Below are 21,689 nucleotides of genomic sequence, written 5' to 3' on the forward strand. Positions count from 1 at the left end.
TAAAAAAGGATGGCAAATATAGCTAGATTGACGACAATTATAGTCCCACCTTACATTAGCTTACAAATAATTTTAAAGCTGTTTGGCCTCTTCCCAAAACACGTCCATTTCGGCCAGGGTCATTTCGCTCATGGATTTCCCGGCCTCTTTGGCCTTGCCTTCCAGATATTGAAAACGTTTAATGAATTTTTTGTTTGTCCGTTCCAGTGCATTTTCCGGGTTGATTTTTAGGAAACGGGCATAGTTGACCATGGAAAACAGCACATCTCCAAATTCCGATTCCATTTTATCGGCATTGTTGGCTTCCACTTCTTCTTGAAGCTCTCCCAGTTCCTCCTTCAACTTCTCAAAAACCTGTTCGGGTCTTTCCCAATCAAAACCAACTCCTGCCACTTTATCTTGGATTCGATTGGCCTTGACCAAAGACGGTAAACCATTGGGAACACCTTCGAGCACACTTTTTTTGCCTTCTTTCAATTTGATGTTTTCCCAGTTTTGCTTTACCTCGTCTTCATTCTCCACCGTTACATCACCATAAATATGCGGATGCCTATTGATGAGCTTCTCACAAATACCATTGGCCACATCAGCAATATCAAAGTCTTGGGTTTCGGAGCCTATTTTGGCATAGAACACAATGTGCAGTAAAATATCGCCCAACTCTTTTTTAACCTCCTCAAGATCGTTGTCCAAAATGGCATCTCCCAACTCATAAGTCTCCTCAATGGTTAAATGGCGAAGTGTTTGCATGGTCTGTTTTTTATCCCATGGACATTGTTCACGAAGCTCGTCCATTATGGTCAAAAGGCGGTCAAAGGCAGCCAACTGTTCCGATCTTGAATTCATGATATTGGATTTTCATCAAAAATACGAAGTCCAGTTGGTTGAAATTTCATCCTAAAAATTTACTTATGAAAAGTGTCCCTCTATTTTTCAACAAAGAGGACTTACGGAAAAATATCACTATATTCAACGTCATTTTTAGGCTAAAAACAGTAGAATGAAACAACTATTTATTGCGTTGCTCATACTTCCATTGACGATGTTGGGGCAAACCGATAATCCTTTTAAAAATGAAGTGAAATCCGTTCAGCAAAAAAACGATTCTCTTTGGGATTCATCCAAACCAACTATTGTTTTTACAGGAAGCTCCAGTATACGTTTTTGGAACGATGTACAGGAACGATTTCCGGAACACCAAGTGCTCAATACTGGTTTTGGAGGATCTCAATTTTCTGACCTTGAGCTTTATCTGGATGAACTTATTTTAAACTATAAGCCTGTCAAAGTTTTTATTTACGAAGGTGACAATGATATTTTCGCGAAGAAAAGACCACGAAAAATTATAAAAAGGGCGGAGCAGATTCTAGGTACCCTTCAGCAGAGAAGCCCTAACATGGAAATTGTACTTATTTCTGCCAAACCCAGTATTTCGCGATGGAAGTACAGGGGCAGGTACCGCAGGTTAAACCGTAAGATGGATAAACTTGCATCTGAAAATGAGGGTATTGATTTTGTTGACGTGTGGTATCCCATGCTGGACAAAAGAAAAGTAAAACAGGATATTTTTATCGAGGATGGACTCCACATGAACGATAAAGGTTATGACATCTGGTACGATGTGATCAAAGACTACATAGACTAAAACTGAACAAACGTGATTTATAGATCCCTTTTGCTGTTCGTTGCAGTTATCTGCATGGCAGCTTGCCAAACTGAAAAAGAGGAAATCAATTTTCCCAAGACCGACCTTTCGAATATGCCCATGATCCCAAAACCTTTAAAGACGATTCCGACGGGAAGCGCCTTTGGTTTGGACGCCGGTACAGCTATTTATACTTCCACTACAGATCCAGCTTTTGAAAAAGTTGGGAGGTTCCTATCCGAAAACATAAAGTCCAAAACTGGATTGGAACTTGGCGTAAATTCATCATCGGAGGCAAAATTGGAACGCCTAATCTACATTAATCAATCGGATAGTGTGGATTTGGAAACGCCGGAATCCTATCAACTATACATTAAAAAGGATTCAATTTTATTGAATGCCAAAACTGCGGCAGGTGCTTTTAGGGGGATACAGACCCTTCAACAGCTTATTCCAACAAAAAGCAATGATACCTTGACCGACCACCCATTGTGGGTAATTCCATCCGGTAAAATTACGGATGCTCCGAAATACGGATACCGTAGCTCCATGTTGGACGTAGCCCGACACTTTTTTACAGTGGATGAAGTAAAAAAATATATTGATGCATTGGCATATTATAAGTTCAACACCTTGCATTTACACTTATCAGATGATCAAGGGTGGCGAATCGAAATAAAATCATGGCCAAAACTAACGGAGGTTGGTGGTGCCAGCGAAGTTGGTGGTGGCGAAGGTGGTTTTTACACTCAAGAAGAATACAAAGACATTGTGGCCTATGCTGCAGATAGACATATTACAGTTGTTCCAGAAATAGATATGCCGGGACACACCAATTCTGCTTCGTTGAGTTATCCATTTTTGCACTATGCCGGGGCGGAAACACCACGTGTTAGAACAGACATGAAAGTGGGTTACAGTTCTTTTGATGCACAAAAGGATACGGTATACAGCTTTTTGGATGACGTTATCGGTGAAATCGCCGCGATTTCCCCAGGTCCATATTTCCATATAGGTGGTGATGAAAGTCACGTGACCAAGAAAAGTGACTATATCCTTTTTGTGGAAAAAGTGGAAAAGATTGTACAAAAACACAACAAAAGAATGGTCGGGTGGGACGAAATCGCTCAGGCAGATATTGACTCCAAGTCCATTGTACAATTATGGAACAGTGCTGATAATGCTTTAAAAGCAGCTGATAATGGTTCAAAACTGATAGTTTCCCCTGCTAAAAAAGCATATTTAGATATGAAATACGATTCCATATCAGAATTTGGATTGCACTGGGCAGGTTATATACCGGTGGATGTAGGCTATAATTGGGACCCTGAAACCTATGTTGAGGGAATTTCCAAAGAAAATATTCTTGGTATAGAAGCCCCACTATGGTCGGAAACCATTAGCAACGGCACTGAATTGGAATATTTAGCATTCCCAAGGATTATCGGGTATGCAGAATTGGGATGGTCACCCAGCGATCACTTGGATTGGGAAGACTACAAAGTTCGTCTTGCCGCACAGGTTCCATATCTGGAAGCGATGCAAATCAATTATTATCCATCAAAATTGGTGGATTGGAATAAAGAATAGTGTTTATTCTTCCTCTCCGGAGGCAGATACAGTAGGTTCTTCAGCATCCTTTTCTTCTTCAACAAAATCTGTGATATTGTTGTCGAGAAGGATGTTGTACCACTGTATAATCTTTTTAATATCGCTAGCGTATACTCTGTCCTCATCGTAATTTGGAAGAACTTCGAAGAAATATTCCTCCAATTCGATTTTATCGGCCTTATGACTTATTGAGGTCTTTTTCCCTCCTTCTTTTTCCTTGATTTTTTGAAATACTTCCTTTAAAGGAAGTTCCTCTTCCAAGGTATAAATGGCTATTTCGGACAACACGCTTACATTGCTTCTTAATCCAACGGTTACACGTTTGCCATCCAAAAGGGATTCTCCGACAAAGCCACCTCTAGTTTGTGTCAATAATTTGTAAAGTCCTGGTTTACCTCCAATAGATAAAATCTTCTCTAATGCCATTCAAATAATAATTTATGGGCGCAAAAATATGTTTTTATCGCAAACAGCGATTTTTTTAACGTCCTTTTTTAATGTTAGGAAATCTCATTCTGTAGTCTACATTGATTTTTCCTTTGGAAATCTTTTCCAACCTACTTTTTAAAAGTCGCTTTCTAAGGGAAGAGAGCTTATCAGTGAACAAAATCCCTTCGATGTGGTCGTATTCGTGCTGAATTACCCTGGCCAAAAGTCCATCATAAGTTTCGGTATGGGGTTTAAAATCCTCATCCAAATAACTGATGGTAATCTCTGGCTTGCGTTTTACATCTTCACGAATATCCGGTATGCTTAAACAGCCTTCGTTAAAATCCCACTCCTTACCGGTTTCATCTTCAATCTTGGCGTTGATGAACACTTTTTTGAATCCATCCAGCTGTTTTTGTTCCACTTCGGTCAATTCATCATCTTCCGAAAAAGGAGTAGTATCGACTAGGAACATTCTAATGGGCAAGCCAACCTGTGGGGCGGCCAAACCAACCCCATGGGCATTGTACATGGTCTCCCACATATTTGCTATTAACTCATCAAGTTTTGGGTATTCCGATGTAATGTCCTTTGCTTTTTTTCGCAAAACGGGGTCTCCGTAAGCAACAATAGGTAAAATCATAAATCAAAATCTGTTTAAGTAGGCCTGCAATATAAGCGTGGCACTTATTTCATCAACGAGGGCCTTGTCCCTCCTCTTCTTCTTTTTTACTCCGCTATCCAGCATGGTCTGTACCGCCATTTTTGAAGTGAACCTTTCATCCTGGCGTTCCACAGGTATGGATGGCAATTTGGCCTTCAGCTTTTTTAAAAAGTCTTGTATCAACACCTCGGATTCAGAGTCCGTATTGTCCATTTGCTTGGGAAGTCCGACCACAAAACGCTCAACATCCTCCTTTTCCGTATACTCCTGTAAGAAGGACAAAAGGTCCTTGGTTTCGACCGTAGTAAGTCCCGAAGCAATTATCTGAAGTTCATCAGTAACAGCTATTCCCGTCCTCACCTTTCCATAATCCAAAGCTAAAATTCTAGCCAAAATAATTTTTTGGCAAAAATAACCTTAAAAATGTTATGCGCTTAAAAATGGGAACCATAATTCTGTCTTGGAGCTTATCTTTGTCAAAACTTTAAGAAAAATGACAGGATTAAGATCGCTGATAGAGCAAGCGTGGGACAATAGAGAGTTGTTGGAAGAGGAGAAGACCCAAGTGGCCATTCGTGAGGTTATCGACCTTATCGACCTTGGTGAACTTCGTTGTGCTGAACCGACCGAAGATGGTTGGCAGATCAATGAATGGGTCAAAAAAGCTGTTGTGCTTTATTTCCCCATTCAAAAAATGGAAGTGCTGGAGGCCGGTATTTTTGAATACCACGATAAAATTCCTTTAAAAAAGGGATATAAAGAAAAAGGCGTACGTGTAGTTCCACATGCAGTGGCCAGACACGGCGCGTACATCTCCAGCGGTACTATTTTAATGCCCAGCTATGTAAATATTGGCGCTTATGTGGATGAAGGCACTATGGTGGACACTTGGGCCACAGTAGGTAGTTGTGCACAGATTGGCAAAAACGTTCACTTAAGTGGTGGCGTAGGTATCGGAGGTGTATTGGAACCACTGCAAGCTGCTCCTGTTATTATTGAAGACAATGCTTTTATCGGCTCCAGATGTATTGTAGTTGAAGGTGTACGAGTTGAGAAAGAAGCTGTTTTGGGTGCTAATGTGGTACTAACTGCATCTACCAAAATTATTGATGTCACCGGAGACGAACCTGTAGAATTGAAAGGTCGGGTTCCTGCAAGATCTGTAGTGATTCCTGGTAGTTACACTAAAAAGTTCCCGGCAGGCGACTACCAAGTACCCTGTGCTCTTATTATAGGTAAAAGAAAAGAGAGTACGGATAAGAAAACTTCGCTGAACAATGCATTGCGCGAACACAATGTTGCCGTTTAAACATTTTTAAAGCCATACGGTGTATGCATAAACAAGATAGGGTTGCTATTTTTTCCTGAAATTAAAGCAACCCTATTTGATTTTTAGCCTCTTTAGAATACAAAAGAGATTGAACCATTAACATTTTAACAAAAAATAGGTAGGGAAATTGAATACCTAATTGTTGTAAGAAAAATACGCAGCAAAACAATTTTTACCCTATATTTTTGTTATAGATTTGTAAAATACCAAACACTACACCAATAAATTATGGCTGGATTGAGCACCCCAAAGCAAAAATTATCAGCACTTATTATAACCTACAACGAAATCGGATTCATTGAAAAATGTATCGATTCCGTTTCTTTTGCTGATGAAATCATCGTTGTTGACTCTTATAGTACAGATGGTACTTTTGAGTACCTTTCAAATCATCCGAAGGTTAAGGTAATCCAAAATCCTTTTGAAAATTTCACCGCCCAAAAATCGTTTACTTTAAAGCAGGCGAGCAATGACTGGGTTTTGTTTTTAGATGCAGACGAAGTAGTCACCGAAAATCTTCAAGCAGAAATAACAGAGACGATAAACCAGCCCGATGCCCTTGAAGCGTATTGGTTTTACCGAAAGTTTATGTTCCAGAACGAACCTCTCAATTACAGTGGGTGGCAAACCGACAAAAACCATAGACTTTTTAGAAAAAGTAAAGCTCATTTTACCGACCGTAAGATTGTACACGAAACTTTAGTAGTGGATGGTAAATCTGGAATCCTGAAGGAAAAACTAATCCATTACTGCTATAAAAACTACGAGGATTATAAAGGAAAAATGCTCAAGTACGGCCAATTAAAGGCTAAAGAGGATTTTTACAAAGAAAAGCACTTCAATTACCTTTTAATGACGGTAAAACCTTTCTGGAAGTTCTTTAACCACTACATCCTTCGTTTGGGTATATTGGACGGCAAAAAAGGATGGACCATCTGTTATCTTAATGCTCTTGGTGTATTGGAACGATTCCGTGAACTCAAAAGATTGGAAAAGAAAAACGAGCTTGCCTACTATTTGGTAATGCCGTAGTGCGTCCAAACCAACTTATTGGACCTAGTCTCCTTACGTATGGCCTGATTTTTTGCGATTGATTCCGGTGTTTTGTAACCACGTTTATGGTCTAAGTGCACGCAAACGGCACTGTAGCGCAATTGTTTGGACTTAATACCAAAATTGAACAAACGCTCCCCCAATTCTCTATCCTGACCGCCATATTGCATACGCTCGTCAAAACCGTTCACGTTTAATATATCCTTTTTCCAGCCTGAGGAATTATGTCCGTTCCAACTGGCATTGGTCGGGGTAAACCTATTCAACAATTTAGACACAATTCCATTTGCCGTGAGCTTATTATTCTTGAATGTTTTGGGAATACCTTTATCCTTGAGCCACTGAATATTGAAGCAATGCTGTTTCTCGATATCCTCTAACGTAATCATCTTGGAAATATTCATCGGGAGCATGTAATATCCCCCAGAAATAAAATACCCTGGTTCTTTATTTATATAATGTACTTCGACAAAATCTTCCCGCGGAATACAATCGCCATCCGTCATAATGATGTAATCCGCGTTGCAGGCCTCAACTGCCTTGTTCAAAATCCTGGATTTTTGAAATCCATCATCCTCTTGCCAAACATGGATGATGTTATAAAATACCTTTTCGGACATCTCCTCTAACAATTCCTTTGTTTTTGGACCGGAACCATCATCCGCAATAACCACTTCAAAATCCTTGAAAATTTGGCAATTGAAGCCCCAGAGCACTTTTTTTAGCCATTCTTCGGCATTGTAAGTACTTACGATTACTGATATTTTCGGAGATTCCTTTTCCTTTGGGCTCATTTGAGCAAAAATAGTAAAGTCTATCATTTAAAAGATAACTTTGTAAAAAGAACCTTTAGTTTTATCCAAAAACTCCCAATGAAGAAAGCAGCACTAATCGAGTTCAACTCTTATCATGATGAATGTTTGTATTCGCAGATAAAGTTTCTCGATTCCGCTGGATATTCCCTGACCTTGGTTGTAAGCAGTCAAATTAAAGATAGAGCTTCTGAATATTTGGATATTCCTGAAGATGTGATAACATTTGACCGTTCCCATCAAAAGAATTTTTTCAGTCGCATTTCCTTCTTATGGAAACTTAAAAAGCAATTCAAAAGAAGAAGCTTAAAAAAGATTATATTCAATACCGCAAGTTCCAGATTAGAAGTCATTTTATTGAGTTTTATATTGAAAAGGCAAACAGCTTTATTTGGCATTCTGCATAATCTGAAAAAGGTAAACCACAGCTTTTCCCAAAAGCTCATCAATAGGTCCATAAAAAACTATTTTGTACTCAATGATTTTTTAGAGGACTCCATCCCGCTGGAAGACAAGTCAATACGACTACAGAGTTTTTACCCTATCTTTTTTCCAAACTATGAGGAAACAATCCTCAAAAAACCAAAAGGAGAGATTTGGATCAGCATACCTGGCAAACTCGATTTTGGAAGAAGGGACTACTATCTTGTTGCAGAGGCTCTTCAAAAAACACTATCAAAAAGCAATTTGAAAATTCTGATTTTGGGAAGCACCAACTCCAACGATCCTAGAAATGGGAAATTCATTGAATTCCTCCAAAAAAATGACCTCCAAGAGCATTTTATGACCTTTGATTCCTTCTTGGACAATGATGTATTCCATGACTATTTGAAAAAATCAGATTACATTCTCATCCCATTGAATATAATCGGGAATAATTATGCAAAACATAAAATCATGGGGTGTTACAATCAAGCCTTTGGATATCGGAAAACCTTGATCTCCCCAATCGGACTCAGCCATATCCCCGACATTGATAATCACTCCATACTTTATGATGGAGCAAAAGGACTCTCCATGGTTTTAGAGCAAATCAGCCAAGGAAAAGCAGAAAAAAAGGAATATCCGGAAAGCAAATGGAGTTTCGAAGCACAGAAAAGTAACTATATCAACTTTCTAGAAGAAAATCAAATAAAATGATTGAAGAAATCAACAAATGCTATAAAGTACTGCAGGAAGGCGGACTCATTCTCTACCCTACCGATACGGTCTGGGGCATAGGCTGCGATGCTACCAACCCCGAAGCGGTAAAAAAAGTATATGCCCTAAAAAAGCGAGAAGATTCCAAGGCTCTAATTTGTATGGTGGCCAACCAGGCCATGTTGGAACGCCACGTAAAAGAAGTACCCGATGTCGCCTACGATATTATGGACTTGGCCACAAAACCAACCACTATCGTATTCGATGAGCCTATGGGCGTGGCCAGCAATCTGGTAGCAGAAGACAACACCTTGGCCATTAGAGTAGCTTCGGATAAATTCTGTCAGTATCTCATCAATAAATTTAGAAAACCGATAGTATCCACATCGGCCAATATTTCGGGCCATCCCACTCCAAAACAATTCAAGGATATTGAGGAAGAAATTTTAAAAGGAGTGGACTATGTGGTAAATTTGCCCGATGAAAACATAAACCCTTCCCCCTCCTCCATCATTAAACTGAGTACGGACGGACAAGTGAAGGTTATTCGGGAATAACAATGGCGAAGGAATTCCATATAGAAGCAATACAACATCCTGTTTTTAAACTTATTGGCGAAGCTTCAGATGAATTGGGCGTAGACGCTTATGTGATTGGTGGGTTTGTGCGGGATTACTTTTTAAAAAGAAACATCCCTAAGGATATTGATATTGTCGCCATTGGTAGCGGTATAGAACTTGCCAAAAAAGTGGCTTCCAAACTTAAGGGCAAACCGGAGATTTCCGTATTCAAGAATTTCGGCACGGCCATGATCAAGCACAAGGATTTGGAGCTGGAGTTTGTAGGGGCCCGAAAAGAAAGCTATAATCGGGATAGCCGAAAGCCCATCGTAGAAGATGGCACTTTGGAAGACGACCAAAACCGTCGTGATTTTACCATAAATGCCATGGCTTTGGCATTGAACGAAACCAATTTTGGGGAGCTTTTAGATCCTTTTGATGGTTTGGTGGATTTGGACAAGCAAATCATTCGCACCCCATTGGAGCCCGGTATCACCTATTCCGATGACCCTTTACGTATGATGCGTGCCATCCGATTTGCCACCCAGTTGCATTTCACCATTGAACTGCAATCACTTCAGGCGATAACAGAAAACCAAGAACGCATCAAAATTGTTTCCAAGGAACGTATCGTGGACGAGCTCAACAAAATATTGATGAGTTCCAAACCTTCACTTGGTTTCAAATTGATGCACCAAACAGGGTTGTTGCCTTTGATTCTACCCGAGCTCACAGCATTACAAGGCATCGAAGAAATAGAAGGTCAACGCCATAAGGACAACTTTTGGCACACCTTGGAAGTAGTGGACAACATTGCAGAAACCACGGACAACCTTTGGTTGCGCTGGGCCGCATTGCTGCACGACATTGGCAAAGCACCGACAAAAAAGTTCCATAAAAAAATTGGATGGACTTTTCACGCCCACGAATTTGTTGGTGCAAAAATGGTCTACAAACTATTTAAAAGACTTCGATTGCCATTGAACGAGAAAATGAAATTCGTTCAGAAAATGGTATTGATGAGTTCACGCCCAATCATCCTATCCGAAGACCACGTGACCGATTCCGCCGTTCGGCGATTGGTTTTTGATGCCGGTGATTTTGTAGAGGACCTTATGACCTTGTGCGAGGCCGACATTACAACCAAGAATCCCCGCAAGCAGAAAAAATACAAGAACAATTTTAAGATTGTTCGTCAAAAAATAGTGGAGGTCGAAGAACGGGACCATATCCGAAACTTTCAACCACCTGTTTCCGGTGAAGAGATCATGAAGACCTTCAACCTAAAACCTTCCAAAGAAATTGGCATCATCAAAGACGCTATTAAAGAAGCGATTTTAGAAGGTGAAATCCCTAACGAATATGAGGCTGCCTACCATTTTATGTTGGAAAAAGGCAAAAAAATGAATTTAAAAGTCCACTCCGAATGAAAAAGAACAAATATGTAGTGTATTGGTTGTTAACTGGATGCTTTCTCATTTTTATCATGGTCTTGGTCGGCGGGATTACCCGCCTTACCCACTCTGGACTGTCCATTTCCGATTATAAGTTGATTCAGGGAACAATCCCTCCAATGAACGAGCAGGAATGGCAAGAGGCCTTTGAACTTTACCAACAATACCCGGAATACCAAAAGCTCAACAATCATTTCGGGATAGAGGAATTTAAGGACATTTACTTCTGGGAATGGCTGCACAGGGTTATTGGAAGATTTATTGGTGTTGTATTTATCATACCGTTCCTATTCTTTTTGTTCACTAAAAAATTGGACAGACCAACCATAAAAAAGGCCATTATATTATTGTTTATGGGTGGTTTCCAAGGCTTTTTGGGATGGTATATGGTCAAAAGTGGCTTGGTGGACCGTCCAGATGTATCCCACTTTAGATTGGCGGCACATTTGACCACTGCGTTCATCACATTTGCCTACAGTTTATGGGTGGCCTTGGACCTTATTTATCCAGAACGAAAAGAAATCAACACGAAGATCAGAAACCTGATTCGATTTGGACTTGTGGTTCTATTGCTTCAAATTATTTGGGGTGCTTTTGTGGCTGGTTTGGATGCAGGTTTTATACACAACCACTGGCCTTTGATGAGCGACGGCAAACTTATACATGAAACGGTTTACATTGAGCAACAACCTGTCATCAAAAACTTTTATGAAGGAAAAAGCGGGGTTCAGTTTGTGCACCGATACCTTGCATATATCGTGGTTGCATTTATCGCCTTGATTTGGTACCGCACAAGAAAAATCGAGACTACGGCACTTCAAGAAAAAGGATTAAAAACCCTATTGGCCTTGGTATTTGTGCAATTTTTATTGGGTGTACTCACTTTGATTTACGCCGTACCGCTTTGGCTGGGAATTGCGCATCAAATTGGTGCATTTTTCCTTTTGGCCGCCATGACTTTTACCTTGCACAGGTTCTCCAAATAAGTCCTATTTATTGTACCTTTGTGCCCACTCTAAAATTTGATGGATGATTTATAAAATCAGGATAATACTTGATGCTGAGGAAGATATCTTTCGAGATGTCGAAATTGAGGAGCAAAGTAATTTGGAGGATTTCCATAATGCCATTACCCAAGCTTTTGGTTTTGAGGGAAGTGAAATGGCCTCCTTTTACACTTGTGACGAAGAATGGAACCAAGATGAAGAAATTGCTCTTTTTGATATGAGCGAGAGTGGTTCCGATATCCGATTGATGAACGAAACGTCCCTTGACGATGTTTTAACAGAGGACAATCCAAAATTGATCTACGTGTACGACTTTTTTAGCATGTGGACCTTTTTTGTGGAATTGGCCGATATTGTTGAAAAAGAGGATGGAAGGGTATATCCGAACGTCTTGTTTACTTTTGGTGAATTACCGGATGCCCCACCGGAAAAACAATTTGAAGCTGAACCAAACGACGACGAAGGAAACTTTGACGACCTTCTGGACAGTTATGACGACATGGATTTTGACGAGAATTGGAACTAACCAAAAGTGCTGCCAAGTTTTAACCATTAACACTTAATCTTAACATGCTAAACCTATATAACGCCCAAATAGAAAGTATTTCGCTTCATCGTGTTGGCAACAAAAGTAAAAACGAATCTGCCTTTTTATCCGCAGAACCTTTTTCACTGAACGATGAAATGTCAGGTTTACTAAAGGAGTACTTCTTTAAACCATTTAGGGAAAAGGAGGAAAACTACTATAAGTTTGGCCATGAGGTGGATATGGAATTTAATGAGGTATTCACCGCTGTCACCGGAATTTTTGATAATCCATCCGACAACCACAGGCTTTCCAAAAAAATAACCACACATCTGTATGAACAATCCAATCACCCCCATATTAAGAGTGGTGAGGTCTATGTGGTTCATTTTTCGGATATGGTGATCGACAAACAAAAAACGGATGCCGTAGGTATTTTTAAAAGTGAGTTGAAACACGACTTCCTTCAATTTGAAGAAAAGGAACACAACTTGGAAATTTTGATTCGTCAGGGAATCAACATTAATAAATTGGACAAGGGCTGTATTGTTTTCAATGTTAACAAAGAAGAGGGCTACAAGGTACTGTCCGTTGATAGCAATAGATACGATGCCAAGTATTGGTTGGAAAACTTCTTGGGCGTTGCTCCTTTGACCGATGAAAATTTCTATACCAAGAACTACCTGAAATTCTGCCAGAACTTTGCCAAGGATGTTGTACTACCGGCCGAGGACAAGCAACAGGAAGTACTTTTCATGAACCGAGCGGTTAATCACTTTGCGAAAAACGACAATTTTGAGGAAACCTCATTTTTGAACGAGGTAATGGAAAACCCTGAATTGATTCCTGAGTTTAAGCATTACAAGGTTGAAAAAGGGCCCAAGTATAGCATTGAAGACGTTTCTAATTTCGACATCGCCAATAAGGCTGTAAGTGATGCTCGAAGGAAGATTAAAAACGTAATCAACCTGGATACCAACATTCAGATTAAGATGGATTTCATTAATCCGGAATCCGCGGAAAAATTCGTGGAAAAAGGTTGGGACGAAGAACGTCAGATGTACTACTACCTAGTATATTTCAACAAAGAGCAGAAGAGCTAGAACTTTTTATCTATAATCTGTTTCATACTCACATCTTCGTAATTACGTTTCACAAAGTCCAGGGCATTGGTCAATACTTCGCCCATGGTCTTGCTGTCCCTAAATTTAATGTCACCTGTTAACTCCTGAAGCTGGGCTTTAAGCATTTCAATATTTTCAGGTGGCGAGATGGTATCCACCTCACAAACATCCAAAAGTCGTTTTAGCCTGCGTCCCCAGCTCAATATCCTTTTAGCGATAATGGATCGTTCTTCCACTATATATTGGTTTACGGAATCCACGGTCAATTTATCCTGGACCAGGTCCACCATAATTTTGTTCTCTTTAAAAAATTGGGGACGATACACCTTTAATTTACCCTCGTAGCATTGTTGGTCAAAATCAATGGCCCTTATCTTATAAACCACACTATCAAAATCGTGGGTAGGAACAATAACATAGTTATAAGACCGCATATCACCCAATAATCGGATCATACACCTTTCATTGAATTTCACGAACTCCTTGGCTATTTGTGCTTTATCGAATTCGGAGCATTCCGGCAGATTTTTTTTCATAAAAACATCACCCGGTATACCAACAATATGTTCCTCGATCAACGTATTTTCATAAATCACAAAGTTAAGGTTGTAAGGCGACAGCATGTGTTCCAGTTCCAAGCCATATACACGGGAAGCATCGGTCTTTTTTACATAGAACAGGGTGTAGTTATCGTTTAAAATGTTACGCACCTTGATCCTGAAAGGTTTTGAATTTCCAAAAGTGCAATAGTCCACATAATCTACGTTCAAATACTGAAAAATGGAGTCGCTACCATCTGAAACAAAACTGGAATACACACGTTTTAGGGCAAGGTCTATCTCATCGCGGTCAAACTCGGGATAAAACACCCTTACCCAAAGGGTATCTTCATCATTGGCATCATATACGGCCACACTTCCCGAAAAACGAAGCAAATCGTCGTAATGGATCGGAATCTCTATCTTTCTATTATAATATTCCAAATATTCATCCAGCTCTTCACTTATGGGATAAGCAGGCTTTTTTTTCGACATCAACTTTTCTTCCGACATTGTATTCGATTATTTTGTAACAAATTGCGATAAACATCGTCAAGTTAGTATAAACCATTCAAAAAACGATAGCATCTTTTGGAAACAATACTGAACGTAAGCCATCTCACCAAAAAATTTGGTTATCTCACAGCCGTAAAAGACCTTTCCTTTACTATTGAAAAGGGGAATGTTTATGGTATTTTGGGACCAAATGGGAGTGGCAAATCCACTACACTGGGCATTATACTTAACGTTGTTAACCGGACTTCGGGAGATTTTAGTTGGTTCGACGGAACAACATCCACTCATGACGCGTTAAAAAAGGTCGGGGCGATTATTGAACGGCCCAACTTTTACCCCTACATGAACGCTATCCAAAATTTACGTCTGGTTTGTAAAATAAAAAATGTTCCCGAAACCAAGATTCAGGAAAAATTGGAATTGGTTGGGCTGTGGGACCGCAGAAACAGCAAGTTCAAAACGTATTCCTTGGGGATGAAACAACGTATGGCCATTGCTTCTGCCCTACTCAATGACCCGGAGATATTGATCTTGGACGAACCCACGAATGGATTGGACCCTCAAGGTATCCATCAAATCCGTGAAATCATCAAAAAAATTGCAAGTCAAGGCACTACCATATTATTGGCCTCCCACTTATTAGACGAGGTGGAAAAAGTATGTTCACATGTAATTATTCTTCGTAAAGGCGAAAACCTGTATTCGGGACCTGTGGATAGTATGCTGGCCAGTCATGGTTTTTTTGAGCTTCGTGCCACCCAAATGGAACAACTCCAAGAACTATTGAAGAAAAATGCAAGTTTCGGTAAAATCGAAAATTTCAATGGCACCATAACCGCGTATTTAAAAGAAGAAATGGATGCCGAAAGCTTAAACAAAATGCTGTTCGATAAAGGTATTGTACTATCACACCTCGTAAAACGAAAAGAGAGCCTTGAAGAACAATTTTTAACCTTGACCAAGAACCAATAATCAAAAAACGAATGTTACGTCTCCTTCAAATAGAATTCATAAAACTTTGGAACAATAGGGCCAGCAAGGTGCTGATCATCTCCTATTTTGTGCTGCTAACCTCCATTGCGCTTATTGCGGCCATAAAATTTGACATTGGGCCCGTTCAGTTCCACTTGGCCGACCAGGGAATTTTCAACTTCCCATACATCTGGCATTTTAACACCTTTGTTACAGCTCTGTTCAAATTATTCTTGGCCATCGTAATTGTATCTATGATGTCCAACGAATACAGCAACAAGACCATTAAACAAAACTTGATCGATGGTTTGTCCAAAAAGGAATTCATCCTTTCAAAAGTCCTGACCGTCATAAGTTTTGCATTGATTTCCACAGTGTTCGTTTTTGCCGTATCCATGATTTTAGGTTTGGTATACTCGGACTATAATGAGGTTTCCATCATATTTTCGGATATGGAATTCTTACCGGCATTCTTTTTTAAATTGGTCGGATTCTTCTCCTTCTGTCTATTCTTGGGCATTTTGGTGAAACGTTCCGCGTTTGCACTTGGCTTCTTGATTTTATGGACCATTTTGGAGCAAGTTGCTTTTGGACTACTGGGCTGGAAAGTAATGAGCTGGGAGTCGGCAAAAGCAGTAAAACGATTCTTTCCTTTGGAATCAATGTCGAATTTGATAAAAGAGCCTTTTACAAGGTTGTCCGCCGTACAAAACATCGGTCAGCAAATTGGGGAGGACATGAAATTTGATTATCATGTGTATTGGTATGAATTTTTGGTCGTCATCGTTTGGACAGCCATTTTCATCTATTTATCCTATGCATTATTGAAAAAACGTGATTTGTAGTATCTTGTTAGATGCACATAATCATGTAAATGAAACTTAAACTACTCATTCTTTTGGCGCTAGTAACTGTTGTTCATGCGCATGGTCAAGAATGTCCAAACATTGTATATCCCGCCAATGGTGCCAATAATATTCCGGTTGATGCCACCATTGACTGGGAAACTGTGGATGGAGTCCCCTCATACAATATTACATTGGGAACCAGCCCTGGCGGCAATGATATATTAAGTTCACAGTTCGCAAGCACATCGGCATATACCCCACCAATGGGGCTACCTGCAAACACAACCATTTATGTAACGATCATTCTTTACTTTTTTGACAAGCCCAATATCACTTGTTTCAGCTATAGTTTTACCACTCAGCCTTTAACAACGGTTCCAGAATGTACAGAATTAACCAACCCTACCGATCTCTCAAGTGACGTAAACCCAAATACAAATATTTCTTGGGCCTATGTATATGGCGCAGAAGGGTATCGGCTTAGCTTAGGAACCACCGCTGGTGGCACGGACCTCCTTGATGATTTTGATGTTCAAAATACCTTGACCTATAATCCCACTACCGACCTTCCCGCAGAATCAACCATTTATGCCACTGTAGTTCCGTACAACTCATTGGGGAATGCCATAGGCTGCACCTATCAACAATTTGCTACCAGAGCGGAATCTGATATTCCCGATTGCACCAATATTATTTATCCACAAGATGGTGAAACCAATGTACCCTTGTCCCCCCTGCTCGAATGGTATGCTGTCCCCAATACTACCGGGTATATTGTAACTATAGGCACGACTCCATCTGGCACCGATATTTTGGATGGTTCTATTTTTTACACAAGCTCAACTCCAGTTGTAAATTTTGAGCCGAACAAAACATTTTTTATTTGGATAACCCCTTTTAACGAAGCCGGTCAAGCAGAAGGATGTATCCAAACAAGTTTTACTACCATTGTAGGGTGTGGCCCTTATCTAGATTTTGAAACAGGGGAATACATCACTATAAATCCTACTATGGATTTCCCCGATTCGTTCTCCACATGCCAAAATGATGGTCCCTTAACTATAACCGCACCGGACATAGCGGAAGGTTACAGATGGTATAGCATAGATGAATTTGAGAACGAAATGTTGATTTCAACCACCAAGGATGTAACCATAACAGCGAATGGACTTTATAGATATGAGATTTACAATACAGCCAACCAAGATGGAAACATTATCGAATGTCCCACATCTAAAGTGTTTGAAGTGGTTTCCTCCCAAGTCCCGACGATTGAAGATATCATACCAGAAATAACAGATTCATCATTAAACTTAACGGTAATCGCATCAGGTATGGGGGATTATGAATATGCCATTGATGATATTGATGGTCCTTATTCGGACAATAATATTTTCAATAATGTATCACAAGGCAACCATAAAATTTATGTCCGTGACAAAAATGGTTGTGGCATCGCAAGTGAAGAGTATGCTCAAGATTTGACGATAAACGGTTTTCCTAATTTTTTCACTCCAAATGGAGATTCAGTGAACGATTATTGGCAATTTATACAGCCTCAGGGAACAGATAAAGTTGTTTTAAAGAGCATTCGAATCTTTGACCGCTATGGTAACTTTCTAAAACAGATTTCACCAAATTCCCTAGGGTGGGACGGTAATTTAAGAGGAAGGCCATTACCATCTGACAGTTATTGGTTCGTGGCAATCAATGATTCGGATCAAGTAATCAAGGGGCACTTTGCACTTAAAAGATAATCTGAAACTTTTGTTTCCAATTGGGACAAGCCTTTAGTATTTTTACCCTATGAAATTTCAGGTAGTTTCGGACTTTAAGCCCACGGGCGATCAGCCCCAGGCCATTAAGCAATTAGTGGAGGGAATCGAGGGAAATACTCCCCACCAAACACTTCTTGGGGTAACAGGTTCCGGTAAAACTTTTACGGTTGCCAATGTGGTGGAATCGGTACAAAAACCAACATTGGTACTTGCTCATAACAAGACGTTGGCTGCCCAATTGTATTCCGAATTTAAACAGTTTTTTCCCAATAATGCGGTAGAGTATTTTGTATCCTACTACGATTATTACCAGCCCGAGGCCTATATCCCTTCCAGTGGACTTTATATTGAAAAAGACCTTTCCATAAACGAGGATATAGAAAAATTAAGACTTAGTGCTACTTCTTCACTCCTCTCCGGGCGCAGGGATGTACTTGTAGTCGCTTCGGTTTCTTGTTTGTACGGTATCGGAAACCCTATTGAGTTCCAGAAGAACGTAATCACGATTCACCGAGATCAGGTAATATCAAGAACCAAGTTTCTAAAACAATTGGTTCAAAGCCTTTATGCCCGGACCACTGCGGATTTTAGAAATGGGAACTTTAGGGTAAAAGGAGATGTTGTGGATGTATTCCCCGGCTATGCCGATCATGCGTTCCGTATTCATTTTTTTGGTGATGAGATTGAGGAAATCGAGGCTTTAGATCCATACAACAACAGCGTTATAGAGATTTATGACACGCTGAACATCTACCCTGCCAATATGTTCGTTACATCGCCCGATGTACTTCAAAATGCCATAAAGGAGATACAGGACGACCTTGTAAAGCAAATAGATTATTTTAAGGAAATAGGAAGACCACTGGAAGCAAAACGGCTGGAAGAACGTACCAATTTTGACCTAGAAATGATTCGTGAACTTGGCTATTGTTCAGGAATCGAGAACTACTCTAGATATTTGGACGGTAGAAAACCAGGAACAAGACCTTTCTGCTTACTGGATTATTTTCCCGATGATTATTTAATGGTCATTGATGAAAGCCATGTGACCATCCCTCAAGTGCATGCCATGTACGGTGGCGATCGCTCCCGAAAGGAAAACTTGGTGGAATATGGATTCCGTTTGCCCGCGGCAATGGATAACAGGCCATTAAAATTTGAAGAATTCGAAGCGCTTCAAAATCAAGTATTATATGTCAGTGCAACTCCCGCGGACTATGAATTGGAATTGAGCGAAGGTGTTTATGTAGAACAAATTATCCGTCCTACAGGTCTATTAGATCCCATTATCGAGGTTAGGCCCAGTGAAAATCAGATTGATGACCTTGTTGAGGAAATTCAACAACGGGTGGAACTGGACGAGAGAACACTGGTAACCACATTGACCAAGCGAATGGCCGAAGAACTCACCAAGTATTTAACAAGGATAGATGTTAGATGCCGTTATATACACAGTGATGTTGACACCTTGGAGCGAGTTGAGATCATGCAAGATCTACGAAAAGGACTTTTTGATGTTCTTATTGGAGTCAACCTGCTCCGTGAAGGATTGGACTTGCCAGAAGTATCGTTGGTCGCCATCCTGGATGCCGATAAAGAAGGTTTCTTAAGAAGTAACCGCTCATTGACTCAAACGGTTGGCAGGGCTGCTAGAAACCTCAATGGTAAAGCTATTATGTATGCCGATACCATAACCGACAGCATGCAAAAGACCATTGATGAGACCAATTACAGAAGGGACAAACAAATGTCCTACAACAAAGAAAACAATATAACTCCCACAGCGCTCAAGAAAAATCTGGACAGTGCTTTGGCCAAAAATTCTGTATCCACCTACCATTTCCAAAAAGAAGAGTTACGTGCAGCTGAGCCCGATTTAAATTACATCACGGCAGACCAAAAGGAAAAATTGATAAGGGAGAAAAGAAAAGCCATGGAAAAAGCGGCCAAAGAACTGAACTTTATGGAAGCTGCGAAATTGCGTGATGAGATAAAAATGCTACAGGAAAAGGAATAAAAAAAATGTGCTCCCGAAATTTCGGGAGCACACCTCAAACTAACCAACTAATCCAACCATCATGAAACACCTATAGTTGGTGTTCTAATGTTTTTTTATCCTATTTCAATCAATCTTTTTGGGTTTGGCAATGCCTCTTGTTTTTTAGGCAATGTCAACTTTAAAATTCCATCTTCGTACTTCGCATCGATTTTTGAGCCATCAACGGTTTCTGGTAGTGTAAATGCTCTTTTAAAAGAAGAAAAAGAAAATTCCTTTCTTGTGTAATTCTCGTTACTTTCTTCATTCTCGGATTTCACCTCACTTGAAATTGTCAATACATCATTGTCGATTTCAACTGTAAAATCATCTTTCTTCATTCCTGGAACGGCAAGCTCCAATTCAAAACCTTCAGTATTGTCCTTTATATTTACAGCGGGCACAGAAGCATTCCACTTTTCTGTTCCACCGAACCAGTCAGGACCCATAAAATCGTTCATCAAGGATGGAAAAAACAGGTTGTTTCTTTTTACTATACTCATGGCGATTCAATTTTAGTTAAACATTTAAATCAGCATGTATAAGTCAAAACCTATACCAACAGAAACAACATGTCTTTGTGACATGTTTTAGGGAATATGCAATGTCATTTTGACACTAATTGTAGTAGGCCTTAAAGATATTGATGAGTATTTCTGGCGGTACTATGTTGTCCGGATATCGGTGCATCACTTCCAAAACTTGGCTTATTGCGGCCGGTGGAAGGCCCATTTTAAGTCCAATATTGTACAACGTATTGATTTCTTTCTTGTGCTGCTCCCTATCGACGTTCATAAGAAGTATTAATCGATGGAACTGCACTATTCTTTCGGCTTGCGTTTTAAGCCTAACCTTTGGTGATTTCTCCTTTAAAAGACCATCAAAGATGTCCTTTCCCACCCCTAGATTATTGGCCACTTTCAATAAAAAGTCGTACTCCGAACGCTTCAAAGAATGGTCTACCCTTGCAAAGGCGATCATCTCTGAGAGAATGCTCAATTTTTCTTGATAAGTACCCATTTTGGTTGGTTTTGGTTTGCAATCCTAAGTACATAACTCCAAAACCACCTATTTTAGTACACAAAAAAGCCCTGAATGTTCAGGGCTTTTTCTAACTAACTCAAACAATTCCCGTTTATTAAGCGGTAATACGTACTGGAAGTTCGTAAATTCTACCAGGTGAAACATTGTTAAGTTCAACCTTTTGGTAGTTCAAACGATTTTTTACAAAACCTTCCAAAATTTCGTCGCTGGTCTCTACAGATAGTACCACCAACTCTCCTTTTTCATTGACAATAAATCTAACCTCGGCAGTCATTTCCTTGTAATCAACGTTGAATTGATTTTGTTTCAACATTTCGTAAATCTGACCGGATAGGTTAGGTTGTTTGTTTTCCTTTTTTCCTTTTGTTGCAAATGCACTCATCGTTGCAAATAGTGCAAACGCCACTGAAACAGTTTTTAATTTTCTCATGATTTTTGTTTTTTGATTAAAATTGATGATTAACAATATGTCAAAATACAGACTTGATTAAGGGTCCTTTTTAATGACACTTCAAAAATAAGACGATAAAAAAACATAATTGTTACACTTTGGTGTCATTTAACAAATGTTTAATGTCCTTAACCTTGGGCTAATACCCTAC

23 protein-coding genes are annotated in these 21,689 nt (G+C 39.8%); 14 read left to right on the forward strand and 9 right to left on the reverse strand.

Features of this window, described 5'->3' with window-relative positions; genetic code table 11:
* Window positions 1–72: 72 nt before the first annotated feature.
* Window positions 73–846 carry a nucleoside triphosphate pyrophosphohydrolase gene (gene mazG / locus PY091_RS04195; RefSeq protein WP_275648449.1) on the reverse strand — a complete coding sequence of 258 codons (774 nt, stop codon included), beginning with the start codon at window positions 844–846 and terminating at the stop codon, window positions 73–75.
* Window positions 847–1,000: 154 nt separating this feature from the next.
* Here mazG and PY091_RS04200 point away from each other — a divergent pair, with 154 nt between their 5' ends.
* Window positions 1,001–1,645, forward strand: a complete 645-nt coding sequence (locus tag PY091_RS04200; protein ID WP_275648450.1) for a GDSL-type esterase/lipase family protein — start codon at window positions 1,001–1,003, stop codon at window positions 1,643–1,645.
* Between the two features lie 54 nt (window positions 1,646–1,699).
* The gene (locus PY091_RS04205) at window positions 1,700–3,235 is read left to right on the forward strand and encodes a family 20 glycosylhydrolase (protein WP_275648769.1); all 1,536 of its coding nucleotides are present in this window, start codon (window positions 1,700–1,702) and stop codon (window positions 3,233–3,235) included.
* Window positions 3,236–3,238: 3 nt separating this feature from the next.
* Here PY091_RS04205 and PY091_RS04210 read toward each other — a convergent pair whose 3' ends face one another.
* The 3 genes from PY091_RS04210 to ruvX are packed head-to-tail and all read right to left on the reverse strand — an operon-like array spanning window position 3,239 to window position 4,742.
* A complete protein-coding gene (locus PY091_RS04210; RefSeq protein WP_275648451.1) occupies window positions 3,239–3,682 on the reverse strand; it encodes a DUF5606 family protein in 444 nt (147 codons plus the stop codon).
* Window positions 3,683–3,737: 55 nt separating this feature from the next.
* Window positions 3,738–4,328, reverse strand: coding sequence for a peptide deformylase (gene def / locus PY091_RS04215; RefSeq protein WP_275648452.1), 591 nt, complete (start codon window positions 4,326–4,328; stop codon window positions 3,738–3,740).
* A 3-nt stretch (window positions 4,329–4,331) separates the two neighbouring features.
* On the reverse strand, window positions 4,332–4,742 hold the full coding sequence (ruvX, locus tag PY091_RS04220) for a Holliday junction resolvase RuvX (protein ID WP_275648453.1): 411 nt from the start codon (window positions 4,740–4,742) through the stop codon (window positions 4,332–4,334).
* A 100-nt stretch (window positions 4,743–4,842) separates the two neighbouring features.
* On the opposite strand from ruvX, the gene PY091_RS04225 reads away from it, so the two are divergent.
* Window positions 4,843–5,658 carry a 2,3,4,5-tetrahydropyridine-2,6-dicarboxylate N-succinyltransferase gene (locus PY091_RS04225; RefSeq protein ID WP_275648454.1) on the forward strand — a complete coding sequence of 272 codons (816 nt, stop codon included), beginning with the start codon at window positions 4,843–4,845 and terminating at the stop codon, window positions 5,656–5,658.
* Window positions 5,659–5,907: 249 nt separating this feature from the next.
* The gene (locus PY091_RS04230; protein ID WP_275648455.1) at window positions 5,908–6,711 is read left to right on the forward strand and encodes a glycosyltransferase family 2 protein; all 804 of its coding nucleotides are present in this window, start codon (window positions 5,908–5,910) and stop codon (window positions 6,709–6,711) included.
* On the opposite strand, the gene PY091_RS04235 is transcribed toward PY091_RS04230, so the two are convergent.
* A complete protein-coding gene (locus tag PY091_RS04235; protein ID WP_275648456.1) occupies window positions 6,693–7,553 on the reverse strand; it encodes a glycosyltransferase family 2 protein in 861 nt (286 codons plus the stop codon). The genes PY091_RS04230 and PY091_RS04235 overlap by 19 nt on opposite strands.
* A 51-nt stretch (window positions 7,554–7,604) precedes the next feature.
* Between PY091_RS04235 and PY091_RS04240 the strand changes: the two genes are divergently transcribed.
* From PY091_RS04240 to PY091_RS04265, 6 genes are read left to right on the forward strand one after another with little or no spacing between them, the layout of a single operon-like run.
* Complete coding sequence (locus PY091_RS04240; RefSeq protein ID WP_275648457.1) at window positions 7,605–8,684, forward strand: hypothetical protein; 1,080 nt, start codon at window positions 7,605–7,607, stop codon at window positions 8,682–8,684.
* Window positions 8,681–9,241, forward strand: a complete 561-nt coding sequence (locus tag PY091_RS04245) for an L-threonylcarbamoyladenylate synthase (RefSeq protein WP_275648458.1) — start codon at window positions 8,681–8,683, stop codon at window positions 9,239–9,241. The genes PY091_RS04240 and PY091_RS04245 overlap by 4 nt, the downstream gene beginning before the upstream one ends.
* A gap of 2 nt (window positions 9,242–9,243) precedes the next feature.
* On the forward strand, window positions 9,244–10,674 hold the full coding sequence (locus tag PY091_RS04250) for a CCA tRNA nucleotidyltransferase (RefSeq protein ID WP_275648459.1): 1,431 nt from the start codon (window positions 9,244–9,246) through the stop codon (window positions 10,672–10,674).
* Window positions 10,671–11,684 carry a COX15/CtaA family protein gene (locus PY091_RS04255; RefSeq protein WP_275648460.1) on the forward strand — a complete coding sequence of 338 codons (1,014 nt, stop codon included), beginning with the start codon at window positions 10,671–10,673 and terminating at the stop codon, window positions 11,682–11,684. The genes PY091_RS04250 and PY091_RS04255 overlap by 4 nt, the downstream gene beginning before the upstream one ends.
* Before the next feature lie 43 nt (window positions 11,685–11,727).
* On the forward strand, window positions 11,728–12,231 hold the full coding sequence (locus PY091_RS04260; protein WP_275648461.1) for an IS1096 element passenger TnpR family protein: 504 nt from the start codon (window positions 11,728–11,730) through the stop codon (window positions 12,229–12,231).
* Window positions 12,232–12,275: 44 nt separating this feature from the next.
* Complete coding sequence (locus tag PY091_RS04265) at window positions 12,276–13,334, forward strand: nucleoid-associated protein (RefSeq protein ID WP_275648462.1); 1,059 nt, start codon at window positions 12,276–12,278, stop codon at window positions 13,332–13,334.
* Here PY091_RS04265 and PY091_RS04270 read toward each other — a convergent pair.
* Window positions 13,331–14,407 carry a hypothetical protein gene (locus tag PY091_RS04270; RefSeq protein ID WP_275648463.1) on the reverse strand — a complete coding sequence of 359 codons (1,077 nt, stop codon included), beginning with the start codon at window positions 14,405–14,407 and terminating at the stop codon, window positions 13,331–13,333. The two genes, PY091_RS04265 and PY091_RS04270, sit on opposite strands and share 4 nt — an antisense overlap.
* Before the next feature lie 78 nt (window positions 14,408–14,485).
* On the opposite strand from PY091_RS04270, the gene PY091_RS04275 reads away from it, so the two are divergent.
* Genes PY091_RS04275 through uvrB form a run of 4 tightly spaced genes read left to right on the forward strand, consistent with a single transcriptional unit; the run spans window position 14,486 to window position 20,025 of the window.
* The gene (locus tag PY091_RS04275; protein WP_275648464.1) at window positions 14,486–15,382 is read left to right on the forward strand and encodes an ABC transporter ATP-binding protein; all 897 of its coding nucleotides are present in this window, start codon (window positions 14,486–14,488) and stop codon (window positions 15,380–15,382) included.
* Between the two features lie 11 nt (window positions 15,383–15,393).
* Window positions 15,394–16,227 carry an ABC transporter permease gene (locus PY091_RS04280; protein ID WP_275648465.1) on the forward strand — a complete coding sequence of 278 codons (834 nt, stop codon included), beginning with the start codon at window positions 15,394–15,396 and terminating at the stop codon, window positions 16,225–16,227.
* Between the two features lie 29 nt (window positions 16,228–16,256).
* Window positions 16,257–17,987 (forward strand): T9SS type B sorting domain-containing protein, encoded by a 1,731-nt coding sequence (locus PY091_RS04285; protein ID WP_275648466.1) that lies wholly within the window; start codon window positions 16,257–16,259, stop codon window positions 17,985–17,987.
* 49 nt (window positions 17,988–18,036) lie between these two features.
* Window positions 18,037–20,025, forward strand: coding sequence for an excinuclease ABC subunit UvrB (uvrB, locus tag PY091_RS04290; protein ID WP_275648467.1), 1,989 nt, complete (start codon window positions 18,037–18,039; stop codon window positions 20,023–20,025).
* 95 nt (window positions 20,026–20,120) lie between these two features.
* On the opposite strand, the gene PY091_RS04295 is transcribed toward uvrB, so the two are convergent.
* From PY091_RS04295 to PY091_RS04305, 3 genes are all read right to left on the reverse strand, one after another.
* Window positions 20,121–20,546, reverse strand: coding sequence for an Hsp20/alpha crystallin family protein (locus PY091_RS04295; protein WP_275648468.1), 426 nt, complete (start codon window positions 20,544–20,546; stop codon window positions 20,121–20,123).
* 115 nt (window positions 20,547–20,661) lie between these two features.
* A complete protein-coding gene (locus PY091_RS04300; RefSeq protein ID WP_275648469.1) occupies window positions 20,662–21,063 on the reverse strand; it encodes a TerB family tellurite resistance protein in 402 nt (133 codons plus the stop codon).
* Window positions 21,064–21,181: 118 nt separating this feature from the next.
* On the reverse strand, window positions 21,182–21,517 hold the full coding sequence (locus PY091_RS04305) for a hypothetical protein (RefSeq protein ID WP_275648470.1): 336 nt from the start codon (window positions 21,515–21,517) through the stop codon (window positions 21,182–21,184).
* Window positions 21,518–21,689: the final 172 nt, after the last annotated feature.

The sequence above is a fragment of the Flagellimonas okinawensis genome (assembly GCF_029194005.1).
In the GTDB taxonomy this organism is placed as follows: Bacteria; Bacteroidota; Bacteroidia; order Flavobacteriales; family Flavobacteriaceae; genus Flagellimonas; species Flagellimonas okinawensis.

Excerpts from the sequence above, each read along its gene's own strand:
- PY091_RS04240 (WP_275648457.1), top strand. The coding sequence starts at position 7,605 with ATGAAGAAAGCAGCACTAATCGAGTTCAACTCTTATCATGATGAATGT.
- PY091_RS04210 (WP_275648451.1), bottom strand. The coding sequence starts at position 3,682 with ATGGCATTAGAGAAGATTTTATCTATTGGAGGTAAACCAGGACTTTAC.
- PY091_RS04250 (WP_275648459.1), top strand. The coding sequence starts at position 9,244 with ATGGCGAAGGAATTCCATATAGAAGCAATACAACATCCTGTTTTTAAA.
- PY091_RS04305 (WP_275648470.1), bottom strand. The coding sequence starts at position 21,517 with ATGAGAAAATTAAAAACTGTTTCAGTGGCGTTTGCACTATTTGCAACG.
- PY091_RS04255 (WP_275648460.1), top strand. The coding sequence starts at position 10,671 with ATGAAAAAGAACAAATATGTAGTGTATTGGTTGTTAACTGGATGCTTT.
- uvrB (WP_275648467.1), top strand. The coding sequence starts at position 18,037 with ATGAAATTTCAGGTAGTTTCGGACTTTAAGCCCACGGGCGATCAGCCC.
- def (WP_275648452.1), bottom strand. The coding sequence starts at position 4,328 with ATGATTTTACCTATTGTTGCTTACGGAGACCCCGTTTTGCGAAAAAAA.
- PY091_RS04300 (WP_275648469.1), bottom strand. The coding sequence starts at position 21,063 with ATGGGTACTTATCAAGAAAAATTGAGCATTCTCTCAGAGATGATCGCC.
- PY091_RS04225 (WP_275648454.1), top strand. The coding sequence starts at position 4,843 with ATGACAGGATTAAGATCGCTGATAGAGCAAGCGTGGGACAATAGAGAG.
- PY091_RS04230 (WP_275648455.1), top strand. The coding sequence starts at position 5,908 with ATGGCTGGATTGAGCACCCCAAAGCAAAAATTATCAGCACTTATTATA.
- PY091_RS04265 (WP_275648462.1), top strand. The coding sequence starts at position 12,276 with ATGCTAAACCTATATAACGCCCAAATAGAAAGTATTTCGCTTCATCGT.
- PY091_RS04205 (WP_275648769.1), top strand. The coding sequence starts at position 1,700 with ATGGCAGCTTGCCAAACTGAAAAAGAGGAAATCAATTTTCCCAAGACC.
- PY091_RS04260 (WP_275648461.1), top strand. The coding sequence starts at position 11,728 with ATGATTTATAAAATCAGGATAATACTTGATGCTGAGGAAGATATCTTT.
- PY091_RS04280 (WP_275648465.1), top strand. The coding sequence starts at position 15,394 with ATGTTACGTCTCCTTCAAATAGAATTCATAAAACTTTGGAACAATAGG.
- PY091_RS04285 (WP_275648466.1), top strand. The coding sequence starts at position 16,257 with ATGAAACTTAAACTACTCATTCTTTTGGCGCTAGTAACTGTTGTTCAT.
- PY091_RS04295 (WP_275648468.1), bottom strand. The coding sequence starts at position 20,546 with ATGAGTATAGTAAAAAGAAACAACCTGTTTTTTCCATCCTTGATGAAC.
- PY091_RS04270 (WP_275648463.1), bottom strand. The coding sequence starts at position 14,407 with ATGTCGGAAGAAAAGTTGATGTCGAAAAAAAAGCCTGCTTATCCCATA.
- PY091_RS04245 (WP_275648458.1), top strand. The coding sequence starts at position 8,681 with ATGATTGAAGAAATCAACAAATGCTATAAAGTACTGCAGGAAGGCGGA.
- PY091_RS04235 (WP_275648456.1), bottom strand. The coding sequence starts at position 7,553 with ATGATAGACTTTACTATTTTTGCTCAAATGAGCCCAAAGGAAAAGGAA.
- PY091_RS04200 (WP_275648450.1), top strand. The coding sequence starts at position 1,001 with ATGAAACAACTATTTATTGCGTTGCTCATACTTCCATTGACGATGTTG.
- mazG (WP_275648449.1), bottom strand. The coding sequence starts at position 846 with ATGAATTCAAGATCGGAACAGTTGGCTGCCTTTGACCGCCTTTTGACC.